This is a genomic window from Streptomyces polyasparticus (assembly GCF_014493765.1).
GTDB lineage: Bacteria > Actinomycetota > Actinomycetes > Streptomycetales > Streptomycetaceae > Streptomyces > Streptomyces polyasparticus.
This window is the reverse complement of record NZ_JACTVJ010000002.1, coordinates 172,617-186,228: the sequence shown is the minus strand read 5'-3', so window position 1 is coordinate 186,228 and position 13,612 is coordinate 172,617. Positions and strand designations below refer to the sequence as shown.

Genomic DNA, 13,612 nt, shown 5'->3' with positions numbered 1-13,612 from the left:
GGGTGGGTGGAGGTGCGGAGGGAGCCGATCAGCCCGCGAGGCCCAGCGCCTCGCGTACCCCCGGGCTGAGGCGCACCGCGTTGTCCTCGTCCCCGACAGTCCTGCCCCCGTCGACCTCGTACCAGCCCTGGACGCTGCTGACCAGGTAGTAGCGACCGTCCTCGCCCAGGGAGAGCAGCAGGACGTACTCCTCGCCGGCCGTGAGCGGGGCCGTCTCGGGGCCGGTGCCCGGGGTCGAGTACGCGACCTCGATCGGCGAGTCCGGTGCGCGGCCCTTGCCGGTGGCGAGCACCCGGGCCGGGGCCACCGTCGTCGCGTCGTCGACCGGGCGCCCGGCGCCGAGCCGTACCCGGAGCACCACGTCCGCGGCGCGTTCCAGCTCGGCGGTGGTCCCGTAGTACGGCTCGTCGGCCATGACGCCTCCGCCGCCGGGACCGCCCTCCCCTGGACCGTCGCCGCCACGTAGACCGAAGAAGAGCGCCGCGGCGATCACCGCGGCGGCCGCGCTGACGGCCAGTGCGAGGCGGGGGCCGCGTGCGGGAGCCCGGCGGGCGGGCGCCGTGTCCGGTCCGACCAGCGCGGCGAGTTCGCGGGCGGCGCGGTCCGACAGCGGGCCGGCCGGCGGCGGGACCGGATTGGCGTTCCGGATCAGGGACTTGACGCGCATCACACCAGCTCCCGGGAGAGTTCGTAGGCGGCACGGAACGCCTTGCGCGCACGGTGCAGCCGCACCCACACCGCGGACGCGCTGCAGCCGAGCAGTTCACCGGCCTCCGCGGCGCCGAGCCCGTCCCAGTAGGTGAGCTGCAGCACCTCCCGGTGGGCGGACGGCAGCCGGTCGAGCGCGTCGAGCACGGCGTCGTCCTGCGCCGAGGCGGGAGCGCGCCCGCAGGCGTCGGCGACGGCACGGTGCAGCTCGGTCAGGCGGGCGAGCGAGCGGTGGTGGTTGCTCAGCAGATTGCGCGCGGTGACGAAGAGCCAGCCGGTGCCCACGTCCTGGCCGGCCGCCATCCGCTCCCACGCGGTGCGGAAGACCTCGGCGGTCAGCTCCTCGGCCGCCGCGCGGTCGCCCGTACGGCGGTGCACATAGGCGCACACCCGCGGCTGGTCACGGTGGTACAGGGCCGTGAACCGCGCGGCGCGCTCCCGGTCGCCCCTGGTCCTGGAGGTCTTCACACCTCTATATGTCAGGGACCGGGCGCATCCTTACAGACCGCGGCCAGGAAAGATTTCCCGCGCTCAGCGCCCCAGCGGCGTCCGGGCCAGCTGCCGCGACTGTGCGACGAGCCGGTCCGCGCTGTCCCAGACCTCCGCGTCCTCCTCCAGGAAGCCGCCGGCCAGATTGCGCGTGGAGATGGCGATACGGAGCGGTCCGGGGGCCGGGCGGCAGCGCACGTGCACCGTGAGTTCGACGGTCGGGACCCAGCCCTGGATGCCGAGTTCGAAGGCGGTGGGCGGCAGGGCGTCCACGGCGAGCAGCAGCGAGAGCGGGTCCGCGTCACGGCCGTCCGCGAGGCCGAACCACGAGCGCATCTCGCCCTTGCCGGAGGGAGCGCCGAGCGCCCAGCCGAGCGTGGCCGGGTCCAGCTTCAGCCAGAGCCGGTCGGTGATCGCCGTGCTGCCCTTGATCGGGGTGGGCGCGTCCTGCGGCCCGAAGCACTGGTCGACCGGCGGGATCGTGGGCAGGGCGGCGGAGGTGCGCACATCGTCGGGGAGCGCGTCCAGATCGCCGTACGAGGCGAGCACGCGGATCCGTTCCACCTCGCGGCCCTCCTCGTCGTGCTGGAAGAGCGAGGCCTGGCCGGTGGAGAGGGTGCGGCCGGTGCGGACCGTCTCGGTGCGGATGACCGCAGGGCCCGGCTGGGACGCGGTGAGGTAGTGCGCGGAGACCGTGAAGGGGTCCGCGTGCGGCAGCGCCTGGCCGAGCGCGCGTCCGACGACGGCGAGCAGATAGCCGCCGTTGACCGCGTTGATGATGGTCCAGCCGGCGGAGAGTTCCGCGCCATAGACCCCGGGCTCGCGCAAGGTCACCGCGGTGTCGCGATCGAACTCGCTGTCGCCGATGGTGGCCTGTGCCGACGTTCCCTGAGTCATGCAGTGCACGGTACATCAGCTTGCTACTGAGCGGTAGCTTTGTGCTTCCGTCCGCCCATCCTAGGCCGCCGCTTCCTCGCTGGCGTGCGACCGCCGGTTCCACGCCCGCGGCGCCCGCCAGTGGTAGCGCATGGCGAGCAGGCGGAGGACGAACGCCGTGATGACCGCGGCCGCCGAGGTGTAGGCGTTCAACGCGTCGTAGCGGATGCAGAGCACGACGATGCCCGCGCCGACCATCGCGGGAACGGCATACAGGTCGCGGTCCCAGCGGAGCAGCGAGGGGACCTCGTTGGCGAGCACGTCACGCAGCACACCGCCGCCCACGGCGGTCGCGAGCCCGAGGGCCGCGGAGGCGGTGAGGCCGAGCCCGTACTCGTACGCCTTGGTGGTGCCCGTGACGCAGAAGAGCCCGAGCCCCGCGGCGTCGAAGGTGTTGACGGCGCCGTTGATGCGCTCGACCTGGGGGTGCAGGAAGAAGACGAGGGTGGCGGCGAACAGCGGCGTGGTGAAGTAGCCGAGGTCCGTGAAGGCGGCGGGCGGGACGGCGCCGATGATCAGGTCGCGCAGCAGGCCTCCGCCGAGCGCGGTGACCTCGGCGAGGACCGCGATGCCGAAGACATCGAAGTTCTTGCGTACGGCAAGGAGGGCGCCGGAGATCGCGAAGACGAAGATCCCGGCGATGTCGAGGCCGTGTTGGACGGAGGGGGAGAACAGGTCGTGCAGCACGGTTCATTCTGACGTGCGCACCACCTCGTCCTGCGTGGGCGCCCCCGCCAGCCGTTCGGTGTCGGTGGGCTGCTGGTCCTGCGCGTTCTCCGGGTGGTGGCAGGCGACCCGGTGGGCCGGGGCCAGTTCGAGGAGCGGGGGCTCGGTCGTCTTGCAGACGGTCGTCGCCTTCCAGCAGCGGGTGTGGAAGCGGCAGCCGGACGGCGGGCTGATCGGGGACGGTACGTCGCCGCGCAGCAGGATCCGGGAGGTGCGGGCCGCCCGGCGCTTGGGGTCGGGGACCGGGACCGCGGAGAGCAACGCCTTGGTGTACGGGTGCATCGGGGTCTCGTACAGCGGCTGCCGGTCGGACAGTTCGACGATCTTGCCGAGGTACATCACCGCGATGCGGTCGGAGACGTGGCGGATCACGGACAGGTCGTGGGCGATGATCACGTACGTGAGGCCGAGCTCGTCCTGGAGGTCGTCGAGCAGATTGACCACCTGGGCCTGGATGGAGACGTCGAGCGCCGAGACCGGTTCATCGGCGACCACGAGGCGCGGTTTGAGCGCCAGGGCGCGCGCGATGCCGATGCGCTGACGCTGGCCGCCGGAGAACTCGTGCGGATAGCGGTTGTAGTGCTCGGGGTTGAGGCCGACCAGCGAGAGCAGCTCCTGCACGCTCTTCTTCACACCGCCCTCGGGGGTCACCCGCTGCAGCCGGAAGGGCGCGCCGACGATCGTGCCGATCGTGTGCCGGGGGTTCAGCGAGGAGTACGGATCCTGGAAGATCATCTGGACGTCTTTGCGCAGCGGGCGCATCTGGCCCACGGACAGATGCGTGATGTCCTTGCCCTCGAACTCGACCCGCCCGCCCGTCGGTTCGAGCAGCCGGGTGATCAGCCGGCCCATGGTGGACTTGCCGCAGCCGGACTCCCCCACGACGCCCAGGGTCTCGCCGGGGCGTACGTCGAAGGAGATGCCGTCGACCGCCTGCACGGCGCCGACCGTGCGCTGGAGCACCCCCTTCTTGATCGGGAAGTGCTTCACCAGGCCGTCCACCTTGAGCAGGGGCTCCACCGGATCCGGGGACTTCGTCAGATCGCTCACAGCTTCGGCTCGACCTCCTCGGTCCAGATCCGGGTCCGTTCCTCCTGCGGGAGATGGCAGGCGGTGAAGTGGCCGGTGCCGACCTCGCGCAGCTCGGGCCGGACGGTGCGGGTCACGTTGTCCTCGGGTACGTCGGCGTACGGGCAGCGCGGGTGGAAGGGGCAGCCGTCGGGGACGTTGATGAGGCTCGGCGGGGTCCCGCGGACCGGGATGAGGCGTTCGGTCTGCTCGCGGTCGATGCGCGGCATCGAGCCCAACAGGCCCCAGGTGTACGGGTGTTGGGGAGCCGCGAAGACCTGCTCGGCCGTGCCGCGCTCGACGCAGCGGCCCGCGTACATCACCAGGAGGTCGTCGGCGATCTCGGCGACCACGCCCAGATCGTGGGTGATGACGATGACCGCGGAGCCGAACTCCTTCTGCAGATCGCGGATCAAGTCCAGGATCTGCGCCTGCACGGTGACGTCGAGCGCGGTGGTCGGCTCGTCGGCGATCAGCAGCTCGGGGTTGTTGACCAGGGCCATCGCGATCATCGCGCGCTGGCGCATACCGCCGGAGAACTCATGCGGATAGCTCGAGTACCGCTTGGCCGGTTCGGGGATGCCGACGCGGTCCAGCATGTCGACGGCCCGCGCCTTGGCGACCTTCTTCGCAACGGGGTGGTGCACGCGATAGGCCTCGGTGATCTGCGCGCCCACCGTGTAGTACGGGTGCAGCGCGGAGAGCGGGTCCTGGAAGATCATGGCCATCCTGCGGCCGCGCTGGCGGCGGACGAAGTCCTCGCTCGATCCGATCAACTCGTCGTTGTCCAGCCATACTTCACCGGTGATCCGGGCCCGCTGCGAACGGTGCAGGCCCATGATGCCCAGCGAGGTCACCGACTTGCCGGACCCGGATTCGCCCACGATGCCCAGGGTCCGCCCCCGGCGCAGGTCGAAGGAGATCCCGTCGACGGATCTGACCAGGCCGTCGTCCGTATCGAAGTGGATGCGCAGATCCCGTACCGACAGGAAGACGTCCTTCTGTGTCCGCGGACCCGGTACGGACGGACGGCCCACCTGGGATTCGAGTTCGCTCACGAGTACCTCACCCTGGGGTCGATGGCCGCGTACAGGAGGTCCACGATCAGGTTGCAGAAGACGATGAAGAACGCGGCGACCAGGGTCACGCCCATCACGATGGGCAGATCACTGTCCTTGACGGCCTGGACCGCGTAGGCGCCCATTCCCTGCAGCGAGAAGACCTGCTCGGTGATGATCGCGCCGCCGACCAGCAGGCCGAAGTCCATGCCGAAGATGGTGACGATCGGGGTGAGTGCCGCGCGCAGGCCGTGCTTGACGACGACCTTGGACTCCCGCAGGCCCTTGGCGCGGGCCGTACGGATGTAGTCCTCGCCCATCGTCTCCAGCATTCCGGCGCGCGTGAGCCGGGCGTAGAGCGCCGAGTAGAGGAAGGCGAGCGAGCACCACGGGATGATCAGGTTCCAGAACCATTCGCCGGGGTCCTCGGTGATCGGGATGTAGTCCACGCTCTCCCAGATCGGCCACTGCGAGGTGAACAGCGCCAGACCGAGCAGACCGGTGAAGAAGATCGGCAGCGAGACGCCGAGCAGCGCTACGGCCATCGCGAGCCGGTCGATGAACGAGCCGCGTTTGAGGGCCGAGACGACCCCGATGGTGACACCGGAGATCACCCACAGGACGGCCGCACCGACCGCGAGCGACAGCGTGACCGGGATGCGCTGGGTGATCTCGGGCCAGACCTCGATGTGGCTGCGGAAGGAGTAGCCGAAGCAGGGGGCGTCGCACTTGGAGGCGTCGGGGCCGAATTTGTACTCGGCGCCCACGAAAATCGCCTTGATGAAGTCGTAGTACTGCACGATCAGGGGCTGGTCGAGGCCCAGGTTCTTCTTGACGGCCGCGACCGAGTCGGGGTTGGCGTCCTTGCCGACGTACTGCACGGCCAGCTCGTCGATCGACTGCCCGCCGAGCCTGGGCACGAGGAAGAAGATCGCGAAGGTGACGGCGCTCACCACGAGGAGCAGCATCATCGCGGCGAACAGACGGCGGATGAGATAGGCGGTCACAGTGGGGCGGCGCAATGTCCGCCGGACCGGGTGCGCCCGGTCCGGCGGACATCGAGGCCTTCACCTGCCTTTCGGAAATCCCTTGCCCGGATGGGGATTCGGCGCCTGTGGTGCCGGCCGGCCTAGTTCTTGTTCGTGCTGATCAGCAAGTAGTCGTACATCCCCAGATAGGCCTGGGTGACGGTGACGTTGGCTGCCGAGTCCGGGCGGTAGAGCAGGTTCTTGCGGTAGATCAGCGGGACCGCGGAGGCCGTCTCCATGACGAGCTTGTCGACCTCGCCCCACTTCTTGGTGCGCTCGGCGGCGTCGGTCATCCCGATGCCGTCGCTCAGGCCCTGGTTGACCTTGGGGTCGTCCAGTTCCTGGATGTTGTTGCCACCGGAGGGCTTGATCGCCGCACCGTTGACGATCTGGTCGAGGAAGCCGAAGCCGGTCGGCCAGTCGGCGCCCCAGGCCGTCATCATCAGACCGAGCTTGTGCTCATGGACGTAGCTCGGGTTGCCGGCGAAGTTGGTGAAGTACTTGCCGGAGGGGAACTGCTTGATCTCGGCCTTGATCCCGACCTTCTCCAGGGAGGCCTTGATGGCGGTGGCCATGGCGATCTCGTCCGGACGGTCGGCGCGCGCCGACAGGTTGGTGGTGAAGCCGTTCGGCTGCTTGCACGCGGCCAGGTGCTCCTTGGCCTTGGCCTCGTCGCCCTTGTTGCCGTCGGTCGCGTACATGTCGAACTTCGCATAGCCGTTGACCGAGGGCGGCAGCATCGTCGAGGCCACGTCACCCTTGGTGTCGCCGCCGAGCGCCTGCTGCACGGAGGCCTTGTCGACCGCGTACTGGACGGCCTTGCGGCACTCGATGTTGTCGAAGGGCGCCACCTTCGTCGAGATCGCCAGATACGACAGCGCTCCCGCGTACGGGTTGTCCGTCTGGTCCTTCTCCGATGCCTTGAGGACCTTCGGCTGGTTCTTGGACTGCACACCGGTGCCGGCCGCGTCGACGGTGATCCGGTCGTTGAGCAGATGCTGGTCGACGGTGGTCGGGTTGACCTTGAACTTGATCTCGATCCGGTCGGGCAGCGCGGGACGGATCGGGTCGGTGCTCTTGTCCCACTGGTCGTTGCGCACGAGGACCGCGCTGCGGCCCTCGTTGTACGACTCGAACTTGTAGGGGCCCGAGGAGACGATGTTCTGGACGTAGGCCGCGCCCTTGTCCTTGGCCCGGGGCACCGGCATGGTCTGGTTGAACGTCGCCAGATAGTCGAAGTCCGCGAAGGGCTTGGCGAGTTTGAAGACGATCGTGTGGTCGTCCGGGGTCTGGATGGACGCGATGCCCTCGGGGTTCTTGTCCTTGTACGGCCCCTTGTACTTGTCGCCGCCCTCCAGATACGCCTTGAAGTACGTGGGCCCGTTGGACAGCGCCTCCGGTGCGAAGTTGGAGCGCTCCACGGCGTACTTGACGTCCTTCGAGGTGACCTCGGTACCGTCCTCGAACTTCACGCCCTTGCGCAGCTTGTACGTCCAGGTCTTCGCGTCCGCGCTCGGCTGGCCCAGGGACTCGGCGAGGTCGGGCACGAGCTCCAGGCCCTCGGCGCCGGCGGCCGGCTTGAAGCTGACGAGTGAACGCCCGTACAGACGCGAGAAGTTCTGCACCCAGCCGTAGTAGTTGTTGCCGGGGTCGAGCGAGTCCGGAACGTCGGAGTGCTCGAAGGTGACCGTGCCGCCCTTCTTCGAGGACGGGTTCACGATCGATTCGAGTGCGGCGTCGGCGGCGGCCTTCTTGCCGTTCTTGTTGTTGTTGTCGCCGTCACCGTCGTCCGAGTCGCCACATGCCGACGCGGTCAGCGCCAGCGCGAGCGCCGTCGCGAGGACGGCCGAGACTTTTTTGGTCTTCATGCTGAGGCTGCCTCCTGAATTCGATGCCGACGGATGCGTACGGCACGGGAGTGCTTGCTGCGGGAACTACTTGCTCCGGGGATCCAGGGCGTCGCGCAGCCCGTCTCCGAGGAGGTTGAAGGCCAGGACCGTGATGAAGATCGCGAGTCCGGGCACGAACATGTACTGCAGATCGGACTCATAGCGGTCCGCCGCGTCGGTGAGCATGCCGCCCCACGAGGCCTGCGGCGGGGCGATGCCCACGCCGAGGAAGCTGAGGGCGGCCTCGAACAGGATGTTCGTGGGGATCAGCAGCGTCGCGTACACCAGGATCGGCGCGACCAGGTTGGGCATCAGCTCGCGGAAGATGATGAACGGGCCGCGCGCGCCGAGCGAACGCGAGGCCTCCACGAACTCGCGCTCGCGCAGGCTCATCGTCTGGGCACGGACGATCCTGCCGATGTACGGCCAGGCGAAGAAGCCGATGACGAAGATCAACACCGCGATACGGAGGGGCAGTCCGGTCAGTCCCCAGAAGCCGTCCTGCACGGAGGCCGACAGGGAGATCGCGAACAGGAGCAGCGGGAAGGCGAGGAAGGTGTCCATCAGCCTGCTGACGACACTGTCGACCCAGCCGCCGTAGTACCCCGCCATCACTCCGAGGATCACACCGATCAGCACCGAGACCAGGGTGGCGCCGACCGCCACGAGCAGCGAGACCCAGGAACCCTCGATCACCCGGGCGAGCAGATCGCGCCCGAAGCCGGGGTCGACACCGAGCGGATGATCCCAACTCATGCCGCCCCAGGCCCCTTTGGGTGCCTGCAGGGCCGGGTCGACGAGGTCCTGGTTGAGCTTGTTGGGGTCCAGGTCGAAGATCGCCTGAATGGGCTTGGACAGCGCCGCCATCAGCACCAGACAGACCACGACGACGCCTCCCGCCATCGCCGCCTTGTCCCGTTTGAACCGGGTCCACGCGATCTGGCCGAGCGAGCGCCCTTCGATCTGACTCCGTCCGGCTCCTGCGAGCACGGCTTCCGGCTGCGCCTCGGCGCTCGCCGCTGTGGTCTCAATCGGTGCAGTCACGTGCGTCGGACCTCCAGACCCAGAGGGTTTGGCCTGATAGCTCGCCTGCCTTCCGGGAGTCTTCAACGTGATCTAGATCACGCACCAGTGGTCGACCAGGAAGTTTGCGGAACCGTAATTCCTGTGCTGGCAGCACCGGTTGGGCGGATAGGTGCCATGAGCAGCCAAAAGCCCCCGGGAAATGTCCCGGGGGCTTCTGGGGGGCCGGTTGGGGCCGGCGTGGTGCGGTTCTGTTACGCACCTTGTGCGGTGGAGTCCTTGGCGGGTTCTGTCGAGTCGGTTTCGGCCGCCTCGGCTTCGGACGGCTTGATCTCGTCCGTTTCGGTCGCTGCCGCCTCGGTCTCGACCGCCTCGGTCTCAGCCGCTTCGGTCTCAGCCGCTTCGGCTTCTACCGCTTCGGTCTCGGCCGCCTCGGTCTCGACAGCCTCTTCCGCGGATTCCGCTTCGGGAGCCTGACCGGCCTCGGCATCGGTGGCGGCCTCGGCCTCGGCATCGGTGGCCGCGCCCTCGGACACAGCTGCCTTCGGTGCCGCGGCCTCGGCCTCGGCCGCCTTGGCGGCTGCGGCCTCGATGCCCGCTTCCTCCGTACGGGCCGCCGGAACGACGGCCGCGTGGTTGGCGCCGATCTGGAGCAGGCCGGAGTCGATGTCCTCCACGAAGTGGCAGGCCACACGGTGGCCCTCGCCGACCTCCCGCAGCTGCGGACGGTCCTCCTTGCACTTCGGCTGCGCCCAGGGGCAGCGCGTGTGGAAGCGGCAGCCGGACGGCGGGTTGGCGGGCGAGGGCAGGTCGCCCGTGAGCAGGATGCGCTCGCGGGCCTCCTCGACCGTCGGGTCCGGGATCGGCACCGCCGACATCAGCGCCTTCGTGTACGGGTGCTTGGGCTCCGCATACAGCGAGTCGCTGGGCGCCTCCTCCACGAGCGAGCCCAGGTACATCACGCCGATGACATCGGAGATGTGCCGGACCACCGCGAGGTCGTGGGCGATGACGACGTACGTCAGGCCCAGTTCCTCCTGGAGCTCGTCGAGCAGGTTGACCACCTGCGCCTGGATGGACACGTCGAGCGCGGACACCGGCTCGTCGCAGATGATCACATCCGGTTCCAGGACCAGGGCGCGCGCGATGCCGATGCGCTGACGCTGACCGCCCGAGAACTCGTGCGGGTAGCGCGACAGCGCGTTGGACGGCAGGCCCACCTTGGCGAGGATCGCGCGGATCTTCTCGCGGCGCTCCGCCTGGTCGGCACCGATGCCGTGCGCGGCCATGCCCTCGGAGAGGATCGACTCGATATTCTGACGCGGGTTGAGGCTGCCGAGCGGGTCCTGGAAGACCATCTGGAGCCGGCGCCGCATCGTGCGCATCTCCTTGTCGGGCAGCGAGGCCAAGTCGGTCCCGTCCAGGACGACTTCACCACTGGTGATGTCGACCAGGCGAAGGACCGCGCGGCCCAGCGTCGTCTTGCCGCAGCCCGACTCACCCACCAGGCCGTAGGTCTGACCGGCCTCGACCTTCAGGGAGATGCCGTCGACCGCATAGACGTGTCCGACCGTACGGTCGAAGATCAGGCCCTTCTTGATGGGGAAGTGGACCTTGACGTCGTTCAGTTCAAGGAGGCTCATGCGCTCGTCCCTCCATGCGCCGTCGCGGTGACGTCGGGGGTGTCCAGGGTCGCGATCTCGACCGGCTCCCTGACGGGGTTGACGCACCGGACCTGGTGGCCGGCCGCGGCGGGCTCGGTCAGGGCGGGAGTGCCGGTCAGGCACTCCATCGTGTAGTAGTCGCAGCGGGGCGCGAAGGCACAGCCGTCGGCCCAGGCGATGCGGTCGTTGATGGAACCGCGGATCGGCTTGAGCGGCTCGCCCCGCGGCGCGTCCAGGCGCGGGATCGATTCGAGCAGGCCGTGCGCGTACGGGTGCATGGGGTGGGCGAACAGCTCGTGGCGGTCCGCGGATTCCACCACCTTGCCCGCGTAGAGCACATTGACCTGGTCGCACAGGCCGGCGACGACACCCAGGTCGTGGGTGATCATCAGGAGCGCGGTGCCCTCCTCGTCCACCAGCTCCTTGAGGAGCTCCAGGATCTGCGCCTGGATGGTGACGTCGAGCGCGGTGGTCGGCTCGTCCGCGATAAGAAGGCGCGGGGCACACGCAACAGCCATGGCGATCAGCGCACGCTGGCGCATACCGCCGGAGAGCTGGTGCGGGTACTCCTTGAGCCGGCGGGTCGGGTCCGGGATGCCCACGCGGTCGAGCAGATGCGCCGCTTCCTTGCGGGCGGCTTCGCCCTTGAGGCCGCGGTGCCGCTGCAGGATCTCGGTGACCTGGACGCCGATCGGCACGACCGGGTTCAGCGAGGACAGCGGGTCCTGGAAGATCATCGCGAGCTGGCTGCCGCGCATGTCCCGCAGTTCGCGCTGGCTCATGGTGAGCAGGTTGGTGCCGTCGAAGTCGGCGCGCCCGCCGAGCTCGACGCCCTTGCTCGGCAGCAGACCCATGAGGGCGAGCGAGGTCACGGACTTGCCGCAGCCCGATTCGCCCACGAGGCCTACCACTTGACCCTGGTCGACGTCGAAGGAGACGCCGTCGACCGCCTTGGACGCGCGCCCGCGGCCGCCGAAGGTGACGGTGAGTTCGTCAACTGAGAGCAGTGCCATGGCAGATCAGCCTCGCAACTTCGGGTCGAGCGCTTCGCGCATGGCCTCGCCGAGGAGCGTGAAGCCGAGGGCGGTGATGATGATGCCGACCGCCGGATAGACGGACATCATCGGCGCGTTGTCGAAGAACCGCTGGGCCTGGGTGAGCATCGCGCCCCACTCCGGCGCGGACTGGTCCGGGCTGCCGAGACCGAGATAGGACAGGGCGGCCGCTTCGATGATCGCGGTCGCGAGGCTGAGCGTCGCCTGCACGATCACCGGGGACAGCGAGTTGGGCAGGATGTTCGTCATGACGATGCGCCGCTTGCGGATGCCGAGCGACCGCGCCGCCAGGACGTACTCCTTGTTGCCCTGCGCCAGCATCGAGCCGCGCAGCAGCCGGGCGAAGATGGGGATCTGTACGACACCGACGGCGATCATCACGGTGGTGAGCGACTGACCGAGCACGGCCGCGATGGACACGGCCAGGAGCAGCGAGGGCAGCGCCAGCATGATGTCGGTGACACGCATGACGAAGGTGTCGAAGCGCTTGCCGTTCCGGCCGCCGAGCGTGGCGGCCGCACCGGAGACACCACCGATGATCGCGCCGATGACCAGGCCGATCAGCATGGAGACCACACCGACGAGAAGAGTCTGCCGGGCACCGACCAGGAACCTTGAGAACTGGTCACGGCCGAGGTGATCGAGACCGAACCAGTTCTCGCCGCGCGGTCCGACGAACTCCCCCTTGTTGATGAGGACTTCGTCGCGCCAGATCTGTGCGGCCGGGTTGTGCGGGGCGAACCATGGACCGACGACCGCCAGGACGACGAAGACGGCGATGACCACGGCGCCGATGACTCCGGCCTTGCTGCGCCGCAACCGGCCCCATGCCTCGCGCCAGAGGCTGTTACCACTGCTGGACTCGTGCGTGGCCGTCAGCTCGGCAAGACGGTCGATCTTGCTGGTGTTCGGGGTGACGAGACTCATCAGTTCACCCGCACTCTCGGGTCGATGATGCTGTAGGCGAGATCGACCAGGAGGTTGATCAGGACGAAGACAATGGTGATCAGCATGATGAAGCCGACGAGTACGGGGTAGTCGCGGCCGCCGATGGCGTCGTAGAGGAACTTGCCGATGCCCTCGAAGGAGAACACCGACTCAGTCAGGACGGCGCCCGAGAGCAGTGCACCGGTGAGCAGGCCGACCGCGGTGACCACGGGGAGCAGCGCGTTGCGCAGCACGTGCCGGCCGCGCACGACGCGGGCCTCCAGGCCCTTGGACTCGGCGGTGCGCACGTAGTCCTCGCCGAGGACCTCCAGGACGCTGGCGCGGGTCATCCGGACGATGACGACGAGCGGAATGGAGGCGAGGGTGACGGACGGCAGGATCAGGTGCCTGAACGCGTCCCACGTGGCGTCGAACTCGCCGGTGAGCAGCCCGTCGAGCATGGCGAGTCCGGTGACCTCGGTGGCGTTGATACCGGTCTCCAGGCGCCCGTAGCTCGGCAGCAGGCCGAGCTTCACGGCGAAGATCCCCTTGAGGATCAGCGCGAGGAAGAACACCGGAATGCAGATGCCGACCAGCGATACGGAGACCGCGGTGATGTCGAGCCAGCCGCCGCGCCGGCGAGCGGCGAGATAGCCGAGCGGGATGCCCACGACGATCGCGATGAGGATCGCCATCAGGGAGAGCTCGACCGTGGCGGGGAAGCGCAGGGTGAACTCGTCCCAGACCGGCTGCCCGGTCTGGATCGAGGTGCCGAGATCGCCCTGGACCATGCGCTTGAGGAAGCGCCAGTACTGGACATACACAGGCTGGTCGAGACCGAGCAGCTTGTTGATCGCGGCCTTCTTCTCCTCCGTGGCCCGCTCGCCCAGGATCGCTGAGGCGGGTCCGCCGGGAAGCCGGTTCAACCACAGGAAGAGGAGAACCGACAAGCCGAGGAGGGTGGGAATGAGCTGGAGCAGTCTTCGTATGACGAGTCTCAGCACCCCGCAGCCCCTTTCTTGTTTCTTGCTGTTTCGCTCA

13 protein-coding genes are annotated in these 13,612 nt (G+C 68.5%); all 13 read right to left on the bottom strand.

The annotated features are described in order from the left end of the window. Positions 1-28 precede the first annotated feature (28 nt). Complete coding sequence (locus H9Y04_RS02900) at positions 29-667, bottom strand: hypothetical protein (RefSeq protein WP_236070548.1); 639 nt, start codon at positions 665-667, stop codon at positions 29-31. Beyond that, the gene (locus tag H9Y04_RS02895; RefSeq protein WP_187812036.1) at positions 667-1,176 is read right to left on the bottom strand and encodes an RNA polymerase sigma factor; all 510 of its coding nucleotides are present in this window, start codon (positions 1,174-1,176) and stop codon (positions 667-669) included. Before H9Y04_RS02895 ends, H9Y04_RS02900 begins: the two co-directional genes overlap by 1 nt. A 63-nt stretch (positions 1,177-1,239) precedes the next feature. Further along, complete coding sequence (locus H9Y04_RS02890) at positions 1,240-2,094, bottom strand: thioesterase family protein (RefSeq protein WP_187812035.1); 855 nt, start codon at positions 2,092-2,094, stop codon at positions 1,240-1,242. A gap of 60 nt (positions 2,095-2,154) precedes the next feature. Beyond that, entirely contained in the window at positions 2,155-2,820 is a 666-nt protein-coding gene (locus H9Y04_RS02885) for a trimeric intracellular cation channel family protein (protein ID WP_187812034.1), read from the bottom strand. A 3-nt stretch (positions 2,821-2,823) separates the two neighbouring features. Then, positions 2,824-3,909, bottom strand: a complete 1,086-nt coding sequence (locus tag H9Y04_RS02880) for an ABC transporter ATP-binding protein (RefSeq protein WP_308800843.1) — start codon at positions 3,907-3,909, stop codon at positions 2,824-2,826. Beyond that, positions 3,906-4,964, bottom strand: coding sequence for an ABC transporter ATP-binding protein (locus H9Y04_RS02875; protein ID WP_308800850.1), 1,059 nt, complete (start codon positions 4,962-4,964; stop codon positions 3,906-3,908). Before H9Y04_RS02875 ends, H9Y04_RS02880 begins: the two co-directional genes overlap by 4 nt. 17 nt (positions 4,965-4,981) lie before the next feature. Beyond that, positions 4,982-5,992, bottom strand: coding sequence for an ABC transporter permease (locus tag H9Y04_RS02870; RefSeq protein WP_187812032.1), 1,011 nt, complete (start codon positions 5,990-5,992; stop codon positions 4,982-4,984). A gap of 122 nt (positions 5,993-6,114) precedes the next feature. After that, complete coding sequence (locus tag H9Y04_RS02865; protein ID WP_187812031.1) at positions 6,115-7,881, bottom strand: ABC transporter substrate-binding protein; 1,767 nt, start codon at positions 7,879-7,881, stop codon at positions 6,115-6,117. A 66-nt stretch (positions 7,882-7,947) separates the two neighbouring features. After that, on the bottom strand, positions 7,948-8,946 hold the full coding sequence (locus H9Y04_RS02860; RefSeq protein WP_187812030.1) for an ABC transporter permease: 999 nt from the start codon (positions 8,944-8,946) through the stop codon (positions 7,948-7,950). 233 nt (positions 8,947-9,179) lie between these two features. Then, positions 9,180-10,568, bottom strand: a complete 1,389-nt coding sequence (locus tag H9Y04_RS02855; RefSeq protein ID WP_187812029.1) for an ABC transporter ATP-binding protein — start codon at positions 10,566-10,568, stop codon at positions 9,180-9,182. Next, positions 10,565-11,602 carry an ABC transporter ATP-binding protein gene (locus H9Y04_RS02850; RefSeq protein ID WP_236070547.1) on the bottom strand — a complete coding sequence of 346 codons (1,038 nt, stop codon included), beginning with the start codon at positions 11,600-11,602 and terminating at the stop codon, positions 10,565-10,567. Before H9Y04_RS02850 ends, H9Y04_RS02855 begins: the two co-directional genes overlap by 4 nt. A gap of 6 nt (positions 11,603-11,608) precedes the next feature. Beyond that, complete coding sequence (locus H9Y04_RS02845) at positions 11,609-12,571, bottom strand: ABC transporter permease (protein WP_187812028.1); 963 nt, start codon at positions 12,569-12,571, stop codon at positions 11,609-11,611. Next, the gene (locus H9Y04_RS02840) at positions 12,571-13,575 is read right to left on the bottom strand and encodes an ABC transporter permease (RefSeq protein WP_187812027.1); all 1,005 of its coding nucleotides are present in this window, start codon (positions 13,573-13,575) and stop codon (positions 12,571-12,573) included. Before H9Y04_RS02840 ends, H9Y04_RS02845 begins: the two co-directional genes overlap by 1 nt. Positions 13,576-13,612 lie beyond the last annotated feature (37 nt).

Excerpts from the sequence above, each read along its gene's own strand:
- H9Y04_RS02900 (WP_236070548.1), bottom strand. The coding sequence starts at position 667 with ATGCGCGTCAAGTCCCTGATCCGGAACGCCAATCCGGTCCCGCCGCCG.
- H9Y04_RS02890 (WP_187812035.1), bottom strand. The coding sequence starts at position 2,094 with ATGACTCAGGGAACGTCGGCACAGGCCACCATCGGCGACAGCGAGTTC.
- H9Y04_RS02865 (WP_187812031.1), bottom strand. The coding sequence starts at position 7,881 with ATGAAGACCAAAAAAGTCTCGGCCGTCCTCGCGACGGCGCTCGCGCTG.
- H9Y04_RS02855 (WP_187812029.1), bottom strand. The coding sequence starts at position 10,568 with ATGAGCCTCCTTGAACTGAACGACGTCAAGGTCCACTTCCCCATCAAG.
- H9Y04_RS02850 (WP_236070547.1), bottom strand. The coding sequence starts at position 11,602 with ATGGCACTGCTCTCAGTTGACGAACTCACCGTCACCTTCGGCGGCCGC.
- H9Y04_RS02845 (WP_187812028.1), bottom strand. The coding sequence starts at position 12,571 with ATGAGTCTCGTCACCCCGAACACCAGCAAGATCGACCGTCTTGCCGAG.